The organism is Pseudomonas sp. IT-P294, assembly GCF_949767865.1.
In the GTDB taxonomy this organism is placed as follows: Bacteria; Pseudomonadota; Gammaproteobacteria; order Pseudomonadales; family Pseudomonadaceae; genus Aquipseudomonas.
The window spans coordinates 527,958-543,611 of the sequence record NZ_CATKQW010000022.1 but is presented as its reverse complement, the minus strand read 5'-3'; the positions used below and the strand labels follow the sequence as shown (position 1 = coordinate 543,611).

At 59.5% G+C, this 15,654-nt stretch carries 13 protein-coding genes; 7 read left to right on the top strand and 6 right to left on the bottom strand.

Features of this window, described 5'->3' with window-relative positions:
• Nucleotides 1-146: 146 nt before the first annotated feature.
• The 4 genes from ACM6I0_RS17625 (at nucleotide 147) to ilvD (ending at nucleotide 5,498) form a co-directional block, all read left to right on the top strand.
• Entirely contained in the window at nucleotides 147-1,226 is a 1,080-nt protein-coding gene (locus tag ACM6I0_RS17625) for a SagB family peptide dehydrogenase (protein ID WP_285432863.1), read from the top strand.
• Nucleotides 1,223-2,200, top strand: a complete 978-nt coding sequence (locus ACM6I0_RS17620) for a diiron oxygenase (RefSeq protein WP_285432864.1) — start codon at nucleotides 1,223-1,225, stop codon at nucleotides 2,198-2,200. The genes ACM6I0_RS17625 and ACM6I0_RS17620 overlap by 4 nt, the downstream gene beginning before the upstream one ends.
• The gene (locus ACM6I0_RS17615; RefSeq protein WP_285432866.1) at nucleotides 2,193-3,398 is read left to right on the top strand and encodes an MFS transporter; all 1,206 of its coding nucleotides are present in this window, start codon (nucleotides 2,193-2,195) and stop codon (nucleotides 3,396-3,398) included. Before ACM6I0_RS17620 ends, ACM6I0_RS17615 begins: the two co-directional genes overlap by 8 nt.
• Before the next feature lie 258 nt (nucleotides 3,399-3,656).
• On the top strand, nucleotides 3,657-5,498 hold the full coding sequence (gene ilvD, locus ACM6I0_RS17610) for a dihydroxy-acid dehydratase (protein WP_285432868.1): 1,842 nt from the start codon (nucleotides 3,657-3,659) through the stop codon (nucleotides 5,496-5,498).
• 105 nt (nucleotides 5,499-5,603) lie between these two features.
• On the opposite strand, the gene ACM6I0_RS17605 is transcribed toward ilvD, so the two are convergent.
• Complete coding sequence (locus ACM6I0_RS17605) at nucleotides 5,604-6,818, bottom strand: SGNH/GDSL hydrolase family protein (RefSeq protein WP_414922907.1); 1,215 nt, start codon at nucleotides 6,816-6,818, stop codon at nucleotides 5,604-5,606.
• 177 nt (nucleotides 6,819-6,995) lie between these two features.
• On the bottom strand, nucleotides 6,996-8,063 hold the full coding sequence (locus tag ACM6I0_RS17600; protein ID WP_285432871.1) for a haloacid dehalogenase-like hydrolase: 1,068 nt from the start codon (nucleotides 8,061-8,063) through the stop codon (nucleotides 6,996-6,998).
• 255 nt (nucleotides 8,064-8,318) lie between these two features.
• Between ACM6I0_RS17600 and ACM6I0_RS17595 the strand changes: the two genes are divergently transcribed.
• Nucleotides 8,319-9,710, top strand: a complete 1,392-nt coding sequence (locus tag ACM6I0_RS17595; protein ID WP_414922906.1) for an L-cystine transporter — start codon at nucleotides 8,319-8,321, stop codon at nucleotides 9,708-9,710.
• A gap of 120 nt (nucleotides 9,711-9,830) precedes the next feature.
• Here the strand turns inward: ACM6I0_RS17595 and ACM6I0_RS17590 are convergent, their stop codons facing one another.
• Nucleotides 9,831-10,343 carry a dihydrofolate reductase gene (locus ACM6I0_RS17590; protein ID WP_414922905.1) on the bottom strand — a complete coding sequence of 171 codons (513 nt, stop codon included), beginning with the start codon at nucleotides 10,341-10,343 and terminating at the stop codon, nucleotides 9,831-9,833.
• Between the two features lie 85 nt (nucleotides 10,344-10,428).
• Between ACM6I0_RS17590 and ACM6I0_RS17585 the strand changes: the two genes are divergently transcribed.
• Both ACM6I0_RS17585 and ACM6I0_RS17580 read left to right on the top strand, forming a co-directional pair.
• A complete protein-coding gene (locus tag ACM6I0_RS17585; RefSeq protein WP_414922904.1) occupies nucleotides 10,429-11,808 on the top strand; it encodes a DUF2868 domain-containing protein in 1,380 nt (459 codons plus the stop codon).
• Nucleotides 11,801-13,177, top strand: a complete 1,377-nt coding sequence (locus ACM6I0_RS17580; protein ID WP_414922903.1) for a GTPase/DUF3482 domain-containing protein — start codon at nucleotides 11,801-11,803, stop codon at nucleotides 13,175-13,177. The genes ACM6I0_RS17585 and ACM6I0_RS17580 overlap by 8 nt, the downstream gene beginning before the upstream one ends.
• Before the next feature lie 242 nt (nucleotides 13,178-13,419).
• Here the strand turns inward: ACM6I0_RS17580 and ACM6I0_RS17575 are convergent, their stop codons facing one another.
• The 3 genes from ACM6I0_RS17575 to ACM6I0_RS17565 all read right to left on the bottom strand — a co-directional run bounded on the left by ACM6I0_RS17575 (nucleotide 13,420) and on the right by ACM6I0_RS17565 (nucleotide 15,627).
• Entirely contained in the window at nucleotides 13,420-13,842 is a 423-nt protein-coding gene (locus ACM6I0_RS17575; RefSeq protein ID WP_414922902.1) for a hypothetical protein, read from the bottom strand.
• Nucleotides 13,843-13,927: 85 nt separating this feature from the next.
• On the bottom strand, nucleotides 13,928-14,494 hold the full coding sequence (locus tag ACM6I0_RS17570; protein WP_414922901.1) for a phosphonate degradation HD-domain oxygenase: 567 nt from the start codon (nucleotides 14,492-14,494) through the stop codon (nucleotides 13,928-13,930).
• Complete coding sequence (locus ACM6I0_RS17565; RefSeq protein ID WP_414922900.1) at nucleotides 14,494-15,627, bottom strand: TIGR03364 family FAD-dependent oxidoreductase; 1,134 nt, start codon at nucleotides 15,625-15,627, stop codon at nucleotides 14,494-14,496. The genes ACM6I0_RS17570 and ACM6I0_RS17565 overlap by 1 nt, the downstream gene beginning before the upstream one ends.
• Between the last annotated feature and the right edge of the window lie 27 nt (nucleotides 15,628-15,654).

The window sequence follows — 15,654 nt, the reverse complement described above, 5'->3', positions numbered from 1 at the left end:
AACATGAAAGCAATTACTCTGGAAGCTAACAAAATCGCCAACCTGGCTTTTCTGGTTGCTCCAAAAGCCCGCTAAGTAGATAAAGCGCTGGGGAGTGCCGGCTACCCAGCGTTTCCGACGCAGTGTCCAGAGAGAGCGCGATCCACATGTATATAAACCCTCATCTATTCATACTTCCGCGCACGCCCGGTCAAATTGTCTGGGATTACAAGAATCACAAACAATTTGAACTTGACCTTAAGTATTCAACCCGACTCGCCGAACTTATCGACAACCCGAACAACTTCAATGACCAACATACTATTGATGCACAACTTCTAAGTGCAGGCATCGTATCAACGGTAGCGCCCATCACTATTGAATGGGGTTGGGATGAACTGTCGAAGATATTTCATATCGGCACCAAGAACATACCTTGCGATCATGTTCCACAGGATATTCATGAATGGTCGAAACAGTATCTCGACCATTGCACCGAGGTGTTGACCACACCCGCACCGCAGGCCCGGGCCTGCGAACGCTCGGCAGACGCGCTGACGGTCCTGCCAAAACCTTGCAGCCTGCCGCGAGGCTCGCTGGCAGAAGCTCTGATCGAGCGAAAGACCTGTCGCGCCTTCAGCGGTGAAGCCGTTTCCCTGGAGGCAGTCAGCACGCTTTTATACCTGTCTCTTGGCTACCTGCATGAACGTGAAAACGACATCGACGACAGCGTCATCGAAGGCCTCGGCGCACGGCGAAGCAGCCCCTCCGGCGGCGGGCTGAATGCCTGCGAAGGTTTTCTTCTGGTGCAAAACGTCATTGGCCTCGAACCTGGCCTCTATGCCTATCGCCCCGCCGAACACGCGCTGAGCTTCATCAAACCATTGCCTGTTCAGGCTTTGGGGCAGCTGCTTTGCGGCCAACATTTCATCAACAACCTGCCCGTCGGGCTGTTCATCACCAGCCGCTTCGACAAGCTGTGGTGGAAATACGAACACTCGCGCGCCTACCGAATGGCCTACGTCGAGGCCGGTCATATCTCCCAGACGTTTCAATTGGTGGCCACTGCGCTGGGGTTGCACACCTGGTTAACGGGCGCATTGACGGACAATCAGGTCGAAGCACTGCTGGGACTTGAAGACAGCGCGGAGCAGCCGCTGTTTTTTGTCGGCTGTGGCCAGAGCGACGGGCAGGTGATGTGCATGGAGCTAAAAGCGCTGTTGAGCGTCCCGGGGCAGGAACAATGACCGGCGCCCTTAACGCGCCGGCCTACGCCCCCACCTCGTGGGCACAGCGTTTCACCCTGGGCGACTGGAATACCCGAGCCTCGGTAAGAACCAGCGAACACAACTACCGGTTACCTCTGGATCTGGCGCAACAACTGGAAACCCGCCACTGGTTTCCACCAGCCTTTCTGCCTTACCTGAACCACCCGCAGATCAAGGCAGCCGGTAAAACGCTTGCTCATCGCCTGTCCGCCAACCATTTGGTGTATTTCCTCGACTACACCACCTTGCTTGAGCACCGGATCGTCAACCGATCCGTTGAAACCATCATCCACAATGAACTCGGCGTCACCATTGCTCCCCGAATGAAAACGGCCGCGCTGCAGCTCTACACGGACGAGGGTTATCACGCACTGTTTTCCAATCAACTCGCCGAACAAATTGCCGACTGCTACGGCATCACCGATCGACCGGTCATGCCTCACCGGATAGCCCGGTTGAACACCCTCATCGATGGCGCACCGGATAAACACAAAGCGCTGGCCTGGTTTCTCGTCGGGTTCGTTTCGGAGACGATCATTGCCAAGGAATTGCTCGAGGTTTGTCGAGACGAACTGGTGTGCAGCGTTCAGGCAATGCTTAGAGACCACCTCGCCGACGAGGCGCGACACAGCCGTTATTTTTGTGAAGTGTTTCATTACCTGTGGTTGCAACTCAGCAGCGGCCAACGCACGTTCACCGCCAGGTTGCTCCTGGAAATCCTGCTGGTTTTCTTTGAAGCGGATGAACGCTGGCTTGGCGAAAGCCTGCGCAGCACCGGTCTCGGTGAGGCGTTTGTCGTAGAGATACTGCGCGAGCTGACGTCACCGTCCGCCTGCCAGCGCCGTGCTCGATCAGGTGCTGGCGCCACGTTGAACGCATTGAACAAAGCGGGATTCTTCGACTTGCCCGCCAACCGTCAGCTGTTCTCCAGGGCAGGGCTTTTCGATGAGTGAAGGCAAAGCGAGCGTGGGTATAAAAAAACGTCGAGCGGCGGTCATTCTGTTGCTGACGATGGTATTGCTCGGTGTATTTCCACTCGATGTATTGCTGCCTTCCTTCCCGGCGCTGGCTGACCATTTCCGGACCACGCCAGCCGACATCGCCCTCTCCATCAGCCTGTTCGCGATCGGCATCTCGCTGTCTCAACTGCTGATCGGACCGCTCTCGGATGTCATCGGGCGCAAGGGCTTACTGCTGGCGGGCATGGTGGTCTCCATCATTGGCGCACTGGGTTGCGTGATGTCGACCGAGTACGCCTGGTTCCTGATGTTCCGGTTAGTCCAGGCCATCGGCTGTGGCTGTTTTGTTCTCTCGCAGGCGCTGGTTCAGGACCTGTTCGACGGCAAGGAACGCGATCAACTGCGAATTCTCATGGTCACTGCCAGCGGCATCTTCATTTCAGTTTCGCCACTGGCAGGCACCGTGCTGCAACATGCCATGGACTGGCCGGGGAGCTTTATCGCCTTTATCGCGTTGGCCGCCGCGGTGTTCCTCAAGGCCTGTTTCTTTCTTGAAAACCTGCGCCCCGCTACCGCACCCAGCCAAGGCATGTTCCAGTCGTACCGAATGATCTGTGCCGACGCCGGTTTCCTCGGCTATTGGCTGATCGCCGCCATTGCCTTCACCTGCCACTTTTCCTTCATTGTCATCTCGCCGCTGATCTTCATGGAGCAGCTGCAGCTTTCTCCGTACGAATTCTCCCTGACCCTGCTGTTCTACGGCGTGGCCTACCTGTTCGGCGGAGTTATCGCTCGAGTGCTTGCCAACCGGATCGCACCTAACACGCAAATCATTGTGGGTCTTGGCCTGATCTTCCTGTCGGGGATCTTGATGCTCTGGCTATCGGCAACGATGGGGCTTTCGACCCAGACAATACTCATCCCGATGATCGTCTGCACTGCAGGCACAACCATCGCCCGTCCGGTTGCGACGTCCAAAGCCATGGACATATTCCCCGGCAACGCCGGCACTTCGGCCTCGGTCGGCAACACCCTGGTATTTGTCTTCGGTGGACTGGTCAGCGCACTGATCAACTTGAGCGCAAGTCATCTGCAGGTGACGCTTGCCTTCAGTTTTCTCCTGTTGAGCAGCGTGGGGATAGGCCTCAATGCGCTGATCAGCCGACGGCATCAGGCTATGAGTACCGGCTGATACCCGCCAGTCGTCATCCCGCACGCCTCGTCACCGCCAGAACAACGCTTCCTGGCATTCCCTCCTGACGCCAGCCGTGTAGAATCGCGACATTCATCGCCAGTCATCCCCCGGCGGGTTTATGAGCTCAAGCTGAAGCGCGCGGCGATCCCGCAAAGTTATCGGCAACTTCCGGACACACGGCCATTTCTGGGTGTTCCAGACGTCAATAGAAGCTCACTTCCCTTTTGATACCTGATTAGCCGCCCGGAGTGCTTCATGCCTGATTACCGCTCGAAAACATCCACCCACGGCCGCAACATGGCCGGTGCCCGCGCACTTTGGCGCGCCACGGGGATGAAAGATGACGACTTCAAGAAGCCGATCATCGCCATTGCCAACTCCTTCACCCAGTTCGTACCGGGCCATGTCCACCTCAAGGACCTCGGTCAACTGGTTGCCCGCGAGATTGAACGCGCTGGCGGTGTCGCCAAGGAATTCAACACCATCGCCGTGGATGACGGCATCGCCATGGGCCACGACGGCATGCTGTATTCGCTGCCGAGCCGCGAGATCATCGCCGACTCCGTCGAGTACATGGTCAATGCCCACTGCGCCGACGCCATCGTCTGCATCTCCAACTGCGACAAGATCACCCCCGGCATGCTGATGGCCGCCCTGCGCCTGAACATCCCGGTGATCTTCGTTTCCGGCGGCCCGATGGAAGCCGGCAAGACCAAACTCGCCTCCCATGGCCTCGATCTGGTCGACGCCATGGTGATCGCCGCCGACTCCAGCGCGTCCGACGAGAAAGTCGCCGAGTACGAACGCAGCGCTTGCCCGACATGCGGTTCGTGCTCCGGCATGTTCACCGCCAACTCGATGAACTGCCTGGTTGAAGCCCTGGGCCTGGCATTGCCGGGCAACGGTTCGACCCTCGCCACCCACAGTGACCGCGAACAGCTGTTCCTGCAGGCCGGCCGCACCATCGTCGAGCTGTGCAAGCGTTACTACGGCGAGAACGACGAGTCGGTCTTGCCGCGCAACATCGCCAACTTCAAGGCTTTCGAAAACGCCATGACGCTGGACATCGCCATGGGCGGTTCCACCAACACCATCTTGCACTTGCTGGCTGCAGCCCAGGAAGCGGAGATCGATTTCGACCTGCGCGACATCGACCGTCTCTCCCGTCACGTGCCGCAACTGTGCAAAGTCGCGCCGAACATCCAGAAGTACCACATGGAAGACGTGCACCGTGCCGGCGGGATCTTCAGCATCCTCGGCTCGCTGGCCCGTGGCGGCTTGCTGCACACTGAACTGCCGACCGTGCACAGCAAGACCCTGGCCGAAGGCATTGCCAAGTGGGACATCACCCAGACCAACGACGAAGCGGTGCATCACTTCTTCAAGGCCGGTCCTGCGGGCATTCCGACGCAGACCGCGTTCAGCCAGTCGACCCGCTGGGAAACCCTGGATGACGACCGTGAAAACGGCTGCATCCGCAGTGTCGAACACGCTTATTCGAAAGAAGGCGGCCTGGCCGTTCTCTACGGCAACATCGCGCTGGACGGCTGTGTGGTTAAAACCGCCGGCGTCGACGAATCGATCCACGTCTTCGAAGGCAACGCGAAGATCTTCGAAAGCCAGGACAGCGCCGTACGCGGCATCCTCGCTGACGAAGTGAAGGCCGGCGACATCGTGATCATTCGTTACGAAGGCCCGAAAGGCGGCCCGGGCATGCAGGAAATGCTGTACCCGACGTCTTACCTGAAATCCAAAGGCCTGGGCAAAGCTTGCGCCCTGCTCACCGACGGCCGTTTCTCCGGCGGCACCTCAGGCCTGTCCATCGGCCACGCTTCTCCGGAAGCGGCGGCGGGCGGCGCGATTGGTCTGGTGCAGGACGGCGATAAAGTGCTGATCGACATTCCGAACCGCTCGATCAACCTGTTGATCAGCGACGAAGAGATGGCGGGACGCCGTGCCGAGCAGGACCAGAAAGGCTGGAAGCCAGTGGAAAAACGTCCGCGTAAAGTGACCACGGCACTGAAAGCCTACGCCCTGCTGGCGACCAGCGCCGACAAAGGTGCTGTGCGTAACAAGGCAATGCTCGACGGGCTGTAACCCTTAACCGTCGAACAAAAAAATACCCCGCACTTGGCGGGGTATTTTTTTTGCCGATCATTCCCCGCCAAGTGCGGGGCTTTTTTATGATGATGAGATCTCGCTTTAAGGCCCCAGCAGCAGGGATTGCAGATACTCGTAAAGTTCGCCGGCGCTTTTTTTATAACCTTCAGCATTCAGGTGAATCAGATCATTTTGAGCCAGATGCGCTGCCTGCCAGCGCTCAATTGAACAGGCGCCGCCCATGTAACCTTGCCAGTCCCAGAACAAGGCCGCGGCCTTCAGTGCTGCTTGTCTTTGAATTTGAATGATCTGAGCCAGTTTTGCCGGCTGGCGCCCGGCGCATGAGTCAGCGGACCGTTGTTTTATCGAGTCTGCTGGCCCGACCAGCAAGATCACGGTATCAGGCAAGGCGCGTCGCAACAGGGCAAGCTTTTCGCTCAGGTCAGCCTCATAAAGTGTCAGGTCCAGATCGTCATCAAATGCTTCATTACCCCCGTACGCGAGTACCAGCAAGTCCGGGCGCAAGGCTTGCAGCGTGCTTAGCCAGCCGTCTTGCCACTTGTCGAGAATCTTCAACATCGCACCATTAACACCTAGTGCAGAGTACGTGACGCCATTCTCCGTCAAAGACTCGATGTTCCAGCCTCCCAGTTCTACGTCCTGATTCGAGGCTATCATCAGGTCCATCGGCAGGTTTACGGGCTGGATAGCCGGGCTGAAACGCCACTGTCCAGATGTCGGCAACAACTCGACACTGGCAGAGCTCCCTCCAGCACTGGCGGTCAGTCGATTATCGGAGAGCGCACGGTACAGCGCCGAAATTCGATATACGCCGTCATTCGACGCGCGTGATTCGATATGTATCCCTGCCTTCGGGCCCACGGGTAGCGACAGATAACCTCCCAATGGAAACTCGTCGCTGTACTGATTGCGACTGGAAACCAGACGCCATTGCCCATCTACCGTCGACAAAACAATCTGATCGTAACGAGTACCTGGTACAGGCATCGCCGCGATGAAGCCTATGCCGCCGGCGCCGTATTGTTTCTGGAACAGGCGACGCATTTCGCCTGTGAACAAATCGGCAGCCGTGTGAGAGTCGCCCAGTTGCACAATACTGATCGACGTATTGCGCGAGGCCTTTAGTTTGCCCACCAGCTTACTCAAGTTCAGGGTCGCAGCCCCTTGAGGCACACCTGGTGAAATGACGTGATCATTACCCGGCATCAACTCAGCAGCCGCACTCGTGCAAAGCCAGCCAAATCCGCTCAGCGTGGCGATCATCCACGCGATAAAGACCCGGTGTAATCGTCGCATGCCCCGGTTCCTTCGGTCGTCGCCCGAGCGAACTGCCCAGCGCCATATCACCCAGTGATTAACCAATGAATATAGGCAGCAGACCGCTACTGCGCGTCGCTGTTGCGAACAAAAAAAGCCCCGCATTGGCGGGGCCTGTCGCGTCCACACACTGTGCGGGGGCGATTATCGTGGCCTTTATTGAATCTCTTCCGGCTTGACGATCACCCAGTTCTTGTCCGCCGTCACTGGCAACCCTTCCTTGGCTTGGGCTGCCGCGTTTTTGGCCATCATACCGTTCATCTGGGTCATGTATTTGTCTTTGCGGTTGACCCACAAGTGGATGCCGCCCTTGGCCACGTCAACACTGTGGAACAGCATGTAACCGTCGCTGCTCGGGGTATCGCCGCCGACCAATACCGGTTTTTTCCACTCGTCGATGTAGGTCAGGATGGCGGCTTGCTTGCCGGCCATCCAGGTAGCAGGTGTCCACAGGTACGGCGTCAGCTCCAGGCCCAGGTTGGCCTTCTCGTCATATTTGCCCGCGGTGATTTGCTTACGCGCGGTGGTCAGCTCGCCGGTCTTGCGATCCTTGAGCATCGTGCTCACGCCGATCACGTTCTGCGGTTTGACGTTGTAGCCGTACTTCGGATCGGCTGCGACCATGCGCACCAGTTCTTCGGAGGCGGCGGTCATCACGTAGACCTCGATGCCGTTCTCCATCAACTTGTTATAGAGCTCAGCCTGGCCGGTAAAGACTTTCGGCGGGTTGACGTCGAGGGTCTTGACCACATCGCCGTCGTAATACGTGGTGGGCACCGGCTTGCCGGAGGCCATCAACTCATCGACATACCCTTTGAGCTCGGTGAGGGTGAAACCGGAGAACACCTGGGCGACCCATGGGTAGCAGACCATGTCGTCGACTTCGCAGAGGCGATAGTAGTAGCTGAACAAGCTTTCCTTGTGGTCGGCGGTGTCTTTGAACGGGATCAGTTTCAGGGAGGGGTCGAGTTTCTCGCGGGTGATCAGGCCCTTGTTTTCCATGAACGGCAATAACGATTCTTCGAGGTCGTAGCGGTAACTGGTGTTGTCCATGTCGAACACCGCGAAATTACCTTTGTTGGCGTTGGCCGCAATCATCGCGTCCAGTGCCTTGGCCTGATCCGCAGGCCAATGCTTCAAATCCGTGGCGAAAGCCTGACCGGCGAGGCCAAGGCCAAAACTCAATCCCAACGCAGCAGCCAGAAATTTCGGTGCGAACTTCATCGGCATGATTCCCTTATTAAAAGATCCTGATGTAGAGGCATCGACGCTAACAAATAAGTGTGACAGTCCTCGTCTGTCAGCGACCGCTCACGTCCCTATTGCGCCAACTGCATCCCTGAGAGCGACGCGTGCTTATTCCAAAAACGACGGATTCCATACGTTTTTGATATTAATTCATTGTAAATCAAGCTGTTAGGCTTGCCGGTCGCAGTCACCCCGGAAGGTGACTGGCACATGCCCTATCGGAGCTTTCCCATGAATCTGCCGCTGATCCTCAATCTGCTGGTGTTCCTCGCCCTGCTCTTTGGCCTGGCGCAAACCCGTCACACGAACTGGAGCCTGGCGAAAAAAGTCCTGCTCGCACTCGCGTTGGGTGTGGTGTTCGGCGTTGCCCTGCACGGCGTTTACGGCGCTGGCAACCCGGTGCTGAAAGCCTCGATCGGCTGGTTCGATCTGGTGGGCAACGGTTATGTGCAGTTGCTGCAAATGATCGTGATCCCGCTGGTGTTCGCCTCGATCCTCAGCGCCGTGGCGCGGCTGCACAACGCGTCGTCGCTGGGCAAGATCAGTTTCCTGACCATTGGCACCTTGTTGTTCACCACCGCGATAGCGGCGCTGATCGGCATCGGCTTGACCAACGTGTTCGGCCTGACCGCTGAAGGCCTGGTGGCCGGCACTCAGGAAATGGCCCGCCTGCAAACCATTCAGACCGACTACGCTGGCAAGGTGGCCGACCTGAATGTGCCGCAGCTGCTGCTGTCGTTCATTCCGCAAAACCCGTTTGCCGACCTGGCTCGCGCCAAGCCGACCTCGATCATCAGCGTGGTGATCTTCGCGGCGTTCCTCGGTGTCGCCGCCTTGCAACTGTTGAAAGATGACGTGGAAAAAGGTCAGAAAGTGATCAACGCCATCGACACCCTGCAAGCCTGGGTGATGCGCCTGGTACGCCTGGTGATGAAGCTGACGCCTTACGGCGTATTGGCGCTGATGACCAAAGTGGTCGCCGGCTCCAACCTGCAAGACATCATCAAGCTGGGCAGTTTCGTGGTGGTTTCTTACATCGGCCTGGGCCTGATGTTTGTGGTCCATGGCCTGCTGGTGTCTGCGGCCGGGATCAATCCGCTGCGCTTCTTCCGCAAGATCTGGCCGGTGCTGACCTTTGCCTTCACCAGCCGCTCAAGCGCGGCGACGATCCCGCTGAGCATCGAAGCCCAGACCAGTCGCTTGGGCATCCCGCAGTCCATCGCCAGTTTCGCCGCTTCGTTTGGTGCAACCATTGGCCAGAACGGCTGCGCTGGCCTGTACCCGGCGATGTTGGCGGTGATGGTGGCGCCGACTGTCGGCATCAATCCGCTGGACCCATTGTGGATTGCGACGCTGGTGGCGATTGTCACGCTGAGTTCGGCGGGCGTGGCGGGCGTGGGCGGTGGTGCGACCTTTGCGGCGCTGATCGTACTGCCGGCGATGGGGTTGCCGGTGTCATTGGTGGCGTTGCTGATTTCGGTAGAACCGCTGATTGATATGGGTCGTACGGCGTTGAACGTCAGCGGCTCGATCACGGCCGGGGCGATTACCAGCCAGATCATGCAGCAGACCGATAAAGAATTGCTGGATGCGGATGAGCATGCGGAGTTGGCTCACGCTTAAGTCTTTCAGCGGCTACTGATCGTTCCCACGCTCCCGCGTGGGAATGCCTCAAGGGACGCTCCGCGTCCAGTGACGCGGAGCGTCAGGGGCTGCATTCCCACGCAGAGCGTGGGAACGATCTCAGGTACGTTCCCACACTTCGAAGTTGTATGCCGGCTTGTCGCCCTCTGCCGGATTCGGAACATTCGACACCAGCTTCCACTCCGTCAAATCAAACTCCGGAAACCACGCATCCCCCTCCGGGCAGAGCGCGACGCGCGTCAAATAAAGCCGATCCGCCTGAGCCAACCCCTGCGCATACAACTGCGCCCCGCCAATGAGCATCAACTCCTCGACGCCCTGCTCTTGCGCCCATGCTTGGGCGCGAACCACCGCAGCTTCCAGCGACGGATAAACCTCCGCGCCCTCCAGCACCAGATCCGCCTGACGGCTGACCACGATGTTCAATCGGCCCGGCAACGGACGACCGAGGGAATCCCAGGTCTTGCGACCCATGATGATCGGCTTGCCCAGGGTGGTGGCCTTGAAGTATTTGAAGTCCCCCGGCAAGTGCCAGGGCATGCTGTTGTCGACGCCGATCACACGGTTTTCACCGAGGGCTGCGATCAGGCTGAGGGGGAGTGATTTAGTCATGTCGGCGAGGATACCAGAGCCTCGCGTACCCCGATAAGCGCCACAGCGGTTATGCTCACAGCTCAATTGAGCAACGGAATGTCGCGTGACTGAACTGACGCCACTGCAAAACCTCTGGTTGACCGAAACCGTGCGCCTACGTGAAGAACACGCCGGCCCCCTGGAGGATCTGGAAGCCAACCGACTGGCCCGCAGCGCCGGTGGCGACCTGCCGACGCGGATTCAGCATCGGGCCCTATGGCTGGCTGAACGTGACGGCCTTGCCGCTGCCCTCAAACATTGGCTGCAAGGCGCGCGACTGGCGCTGATCGTCTTGGCGGTGCTGGCCGTGATCAGCGGCGCCGGCCTGGGGTTTGCCGCGCTGGGCGACGGACAGACGCCGGTCAATGTGTTCTGGGCCTTGGGCAGTCTGCTCGGGCTGAACCTGATTCTTTTGCTGAGCTGGGCGCTGGGCCTGATGTTCGCTGGCGAACACGGCGACACCCTTGGGCGCTTGTGGTTATGGCTCAGCGAGAAACTCGCCCGCGACGCCAAAGCAGCGCAACTGGCGCCGGCCCTGCTCTTGTTATTACAACGCCAGAAACTCAATCGCTGGGCAATCGGCGTGCTGGTCAACAGCCTGTGGTCGCTGGCGATGCTCAGCGCCCTGGCGATTCTGCTGACGTTGATGGCGACCCGGCGCTACGGTTTCGTCTGGGAAACTACCCTGCTCAGCGCCGACACCTTCGTGGCCATGACCCAAGCCCTCGGCACTCTGCCTTCCATGCTCGGTTTCAACGTCCCGACGGTGGAAATGATCCGCGCCAGCGGCGACACCGCGCTCAATATAGAAAGTGCCCGCCAGGCCTGGGCCACATGGCTGGTCGGTGTGCTGGTGGTTTACGGTGTGTTGCCGCGCCTGCTGCTCGCGCTGTTTTGCCTGTGGCGCTGGATAACCGGGCAAGCCGCCTTGCGCCTGGACCTGAACCTGCCCGGCTACGCCCAATTGCGTGAGCGCCTGATGCCCACCAGCGAACGCCTGGGCATCAGCGATGCCGCACCGGACAACCTTCATCAGATCGAAAGCAGCGCCCGCGAACTGCACAGCGATGGCGCGCTGCTAGTGGCCATCGAGCTGGACAATCAACGCCCGTGGCCGCCGAAACTGCCCAAAAACGTGAACAACGCCGGCATTCTCGACAGTCGTGAATCTCGCCACAAACTCCTCGAACAGCTGAGTCGCTTCCCGCCCGAGCGGTTGGCCATCGCCTGTGATCCACGGCGTTCGCCGGACCGTGGCAGCCTGGCGCTCATTGCCGAGCTGGCGCGCAACGCGGCCGCGACGCGAGTCTGGTTGCTGCAAGCGCCCGATGGTGAAGCGCTGGATTCCGAACGTTTGGGCGACTGGCACGTGGCATTGCAACAGCTGAATTTGCCTTTCGCCGACTGTGCGCCGATGAATTGGCTGGAGAGCGGCCATGACTAATCCGTGGAAAGCGCCGTTGAAGCTCGCCGTGGTCGGCCACACCAATGTCGGCAAAACCTCATTGCTGCGCACGTTGACCCGGGATGTCGGGTTCGGCGAAGTGTCCCATCGCCCCAGCACCACGCGCCATGTCGAAGGCGCACGGTTGTCGGTGGACGGCGAGCCCTTGCTCGACCTCTTCGACACGCCGGGCCTGGAGGACGCGATCGCCCTGCTCGACTACCTCGAACGCCTGGAACGTCCCGGCGAACGCCTCGACGGCCCGGCACGCTTGGCGCGTTTCCTTGACGGCAGCGAAGCGCGGCAACGGTTCGAACAGGAAGCCAAGGTGCTGCGACAACTGCTCACCTGCGACGCCGGTCTCTACGTGATCGATGCCCGGGAGCCGGTGCTGGCCAAGTACCGCGACGAATTGGAAGTGTTGGCCAGTTGCGGCAAACCGCTGCTGCCGGTGCTCAATTTCGTCAGCAGCGCCAATCACCGCGAGCCGGACTGGCGTGAAGCGCTGGCGCGCCTGGGCCTGCACGCCTTGGTGCGTTTCGACAGCGTGGCACCGCCGGAAGATGGCGAACGTCGACTCTATGAAAGCCTCGCCCTGCTGCTGGAGGGCTCACGGGAACAACTGGAACGCTTGATCGCCGATCAACAGGCCCAGCGCCTGGCCCGGCAGCAAAGTGCGGCGCGACTGATTGCCGAATTATTGATCGATTGCGCGGCGTGCCGGCGTAGTGTGGTCAGCGATGCCGAGCAAGAACAGCAGGCCATCAGCGAATTGCGCAAAGCCGTTCGACAACGGGAACAACGCTGCGTCGAAGCGCTGCTCAAGCTGTACGCCTTTCGTCCACAGGACGCCGCAGCCAGTGACCTGCCATTGCTCGATGGCCGTTGGGGCGATGACTTGTTCAACCCCGAAACCCTGAAGCAACTGGGCGTTCGGGTCGGCGGAGGTATTGCGGCGGGCGCGGCAGCCGGCGCTGGCGTCGATTTGCTGGTGGGTGGTCTGACTCTGGGGGCGGCAGCCTTGGCCGGCGCAATTGCCGGCGGCGCCCTGCAAACCGCGCGCAGTTATGGCAGTCGGTTGATGGGCAAGATCAAGGGCCAGCGGGAGCTGACCGTTGACGACAGCGTGTTGCGCCTGTTGGCGTTGCGCCAGCGACAGCTTTTGCAGGCACTGAACGCGCGTGGCCATGCCGCGATGGACAGCATCAAGCTCGCCACGCCCCAAGACAAGACCTGGCGCGAAGGGAAACTGCCCGAAGCGCTGAACAAGGCTCGGGCGCATCCGCAGTGGTCGTCGCTGAATAAGCAGTCCAAGTTGAGCCAGGCTGAACGGCAGGAGCAAATCGAAGCATTGGCGCAACAGCTCTGAGCCTGATCGTTCCCACGCTCGCGCGTGGGAATGAAGCCCGTGACGCTCCGCGTCACTGGACGCAGAGCGTCCCTTGAGGCATTCCCACGCAGAGCGTGGGAACGATCAACCTTGGTGACTGTGGTGTTTGGACTGGCCCCATCGCGAGCAGGCTCGCTCCCACATTAGAACTACGAGCGACGCAAAATCCCTGTGGGAGCGAGCCTGCTCGCGATGGCCGTGACTCGGTATCCGGAGGAACGTTACCAGTCGAGCTTCAAAAACTCTCGCGCCAACGACCTGACACGATTGCGATCGGTGCGATTCGCACGCCCGTCATTGTCGACATCCGAACTCAACATCAGCTCGAAATCCCCATCGTTATCAAGATCACGAGCCGCTGCCTTGTAGGCAATCGTCGGTCCTTCATGAAAATGCAGTCGTACAGCTTCCGGCGTACCGTCTCCGGTCGTGTTTTCAGCAAAGATCCGCAAATGCCGCTCTTCACTTTCCCCGGCGTTGAACCAGGCACATTTCAAATACGTTTTGCCGAAGGCCTTGAGCCGGTGACGATCAGTCTCCGTTGCCTCGCGCAGTACGTGTTCATCTTCGTGAAACCGAAAATCAAGCGTGTCTGCCTGGCCCTTCCCGCTTACATCCTGTGCAATCACTTTCAAATAACGCATCCATGCGCTCCTGTTCGAAACGTCCAGACTGAGCCCTTGTTGCAGGCGGCTCCATCAACCGTTTCCCTATCCGGTGTGAGACAACTCAGCGCGCCTCGCCAGACAACAGCATGACGGCCTTGCGCTTCAAGATCTCAAGATCAATCACCGGCACCCACATCTCCTTGGCCCGTTCATCCCACTGGCGCATCCGCAGACTGACGGCACACAACGGATCTTTCTCGAACGCCTCGGCCTCGGATTCGGTCATCACTCCACCCTGATATGCCAGCGTGCGGCGACTGGCTTCACTCAAGCGCTCGTAGTATCCCGGCTCCTTGAGTGTCAGATAACGCTTGGCCTGCACGTGATATTCCACCAGTCGCGCCAGGCGTTCGCTGAACCCTGCGCGACGCAGGTAATCGGCGCCCAGACGCTCGTGACTGACCACGCCGAAGCCTTCCATGTTTTCGGCGCTCTCGGCGCAGATATGCCCGATGTCGTGGAAAAAAGCGGCCAGCACCACTTCATCATCGAAGCCTTCGGCCATCGCCAGTTCGGCGGCCTGGGACATGTGCTCGATCTGCGACACCGGTTCACCGATGTAATCACTGTCGCCAAAGCGCTCATACAGTCCGAAGACGTCGGCGATTATTTGTTCATGACGCGCCATCAACCTTCCCCCAACAACTGTGCAATGTTGCGATCAGCCATCGCCGGCCCGACGCTCATGCCGACACCGGTGTGCATCAGCGCCACGCTCACACCCGGCAGCGGACGCAAAAACGAGAACGGTCCCGGGCCCCGTGAACCATAGACGCCCTGCCAGCGCTCGACCACTTGCACCTTGCAGCCCAATGTCTGCTCGGCCAGTTCAAGCATCCAGTTGTCCACTTGTTCGGCATTGAACGGTGACGGATCACTGCCGTAGTGGTGGGAATCGCCGATGATCAGCTCACCGTGAGGCGTCGGGCTGATCAGCAGGTGGATGCCGTGTTCATGCAGGTGAGGTTCGTCTCGCAAGATGTTTGCCTGCACGGCCGCCGCTTCCGGCAGATCGGCGAAGGCGCCGTAGTGCACGCAACTCAAACCGGTGAGCAACGCGTGTTGCAGATTGAGGTTGATTTTCGGACGGGCCCGGAGCATTTGCAGGCGGCAGATTTGCGGATTGAGTTCGGCGATCGGGTCGGCCAGCAAGGTCTGATAATCGTGGCCGGAGCAGACAATGATGTGCTCGGCGCTGAAGCTGCCGGCGGTGCTGTGCAGGCGGCCCGGCTCAATGTCGCGCACCAGCGTGGAAAAGTGAAACTCGACGCCGAGTTCGCGGCGCAGGAAGTCGATCAGTGCCGGAATCGCTTCGCGCGAATACAACTGCTGATCGTCCATGCCGTGCAACGCGGCGCGGTGATGGCTGAACTGGCCGCCGTACAAATCCCGCAGCGCGGCACCGCGCAGCAGTTCGACGTTGTAGTTGTGCTCCACGGCGCGACCGTTGCAAAACGCTTGCAGCAGGTGTTCCTCGGCTTCGGTTCGGGCGAACAGGTATGAGCCGTTGCGCTTGAGTTGCAGGCCGGCAAGTTGTGCCCACTGGCCCCAGATCTCACGGCTGGCCTTGGCCAGTTCGAGCATAACGCCCGGAGGTTGGCCGGTGACGAGCGCCTGGCCGAAGTTGCGAACCGAGGCGCCCAAGGGTGTCTCGCTGCGCTCGAAAACGCTGACTTTGAGGCCGCGTCTGGCGGCGGCGTAAGCGTGGGACAGGCCCAGGATGCCGGCACCGACGATCAACATGTCGTTGTGTTGTGTCATGGGGTTTTCCCTGGATTCAAGACCGCT

Coding starts and splice junctions, on each gene's coding strand:
- ACM6I0_RS17590 (WP_414922905.1), bottom strand. CDS start 10,343: ATGACTAAATCACTCCCCCTCAGCCTGATCGCAGCCCTCGGTGAAAAC.
- ACM6I0_RS17595 (WP_414922906.1), top strand. CDS start 8,319: ATGAATCTGCCGCTGATCCTCAATCTGCTGGTGTTCCTCGCCCTGCTC.
- ACM6I0_RS17605 (WP_414922907.1), bottom strand. CDS start 6,818: ATGCGACGATTACACCGGGTCTTTATCGCGTGGATGATCGCCACGCTG.
- ACM6I0_RS17625 (WP_285432863.1), top strand. CDS start 147: ATGTATATAAACCCTCATCTATTCATACTTCCGCGCACGCCCGGTCAA.
- ACM6I0_RS17620 (WP_285432864.1), top strand. CDS start 1,223: ATGACCGGCGCCCTTAACGCGCCGGCCTACGCCCCCACCTCGTGGGCA.
- ACM6I0_RS17570 (WP_414922901.1), bottom strand. CDS start 14,494: ATGGCGCGTCATGAACAAATAATCGCCGACGTCTTCGGACTGTATGAG.
- ACM6I0_RS17600 (WP_285432871.1), bottom strand. CDS start 8,063: ATGAAGTTCGCACCGAAATTTCTGGCTGCTGCGTTGGGATTGAGTTTT.
- ACM6I0_RS17580 (WP_414922903.1), top strand. CDS start 11,801: ATGACTAATCCGTGGAAAGCGCCGTTGAAGCTCGCCGTGGTCGGCCAC.
- ACM6I0_RS17615 (WP_285432866.1), top strand. CDS start 2,193: ATGAGTGAAGGCAAAGCGAGCGTGGGTATAAAAAAACGTCGAGCGGCG.
- ACM6I0_RS17575 (WP_414922902.1), bottom strand. CDS start 13,842: ATGCGTTATTTGAAAGTGATTGCACAGGATGTAAGCGGGAAGGGCCAG.
- ACM6I0_RS17565 (WP_414922900.1), bottom strand. CDS start 15,627: ATGACACAACACAACGACATGTTGATCGTCGGTGCCGGCATCCTGGGC.
- ilvD (WP_285432868.1), top strand. CDS start 3,657: ATGCCTGATTACCGCTCGAAAACATCCACCCACGGCCGCAACATGGCC.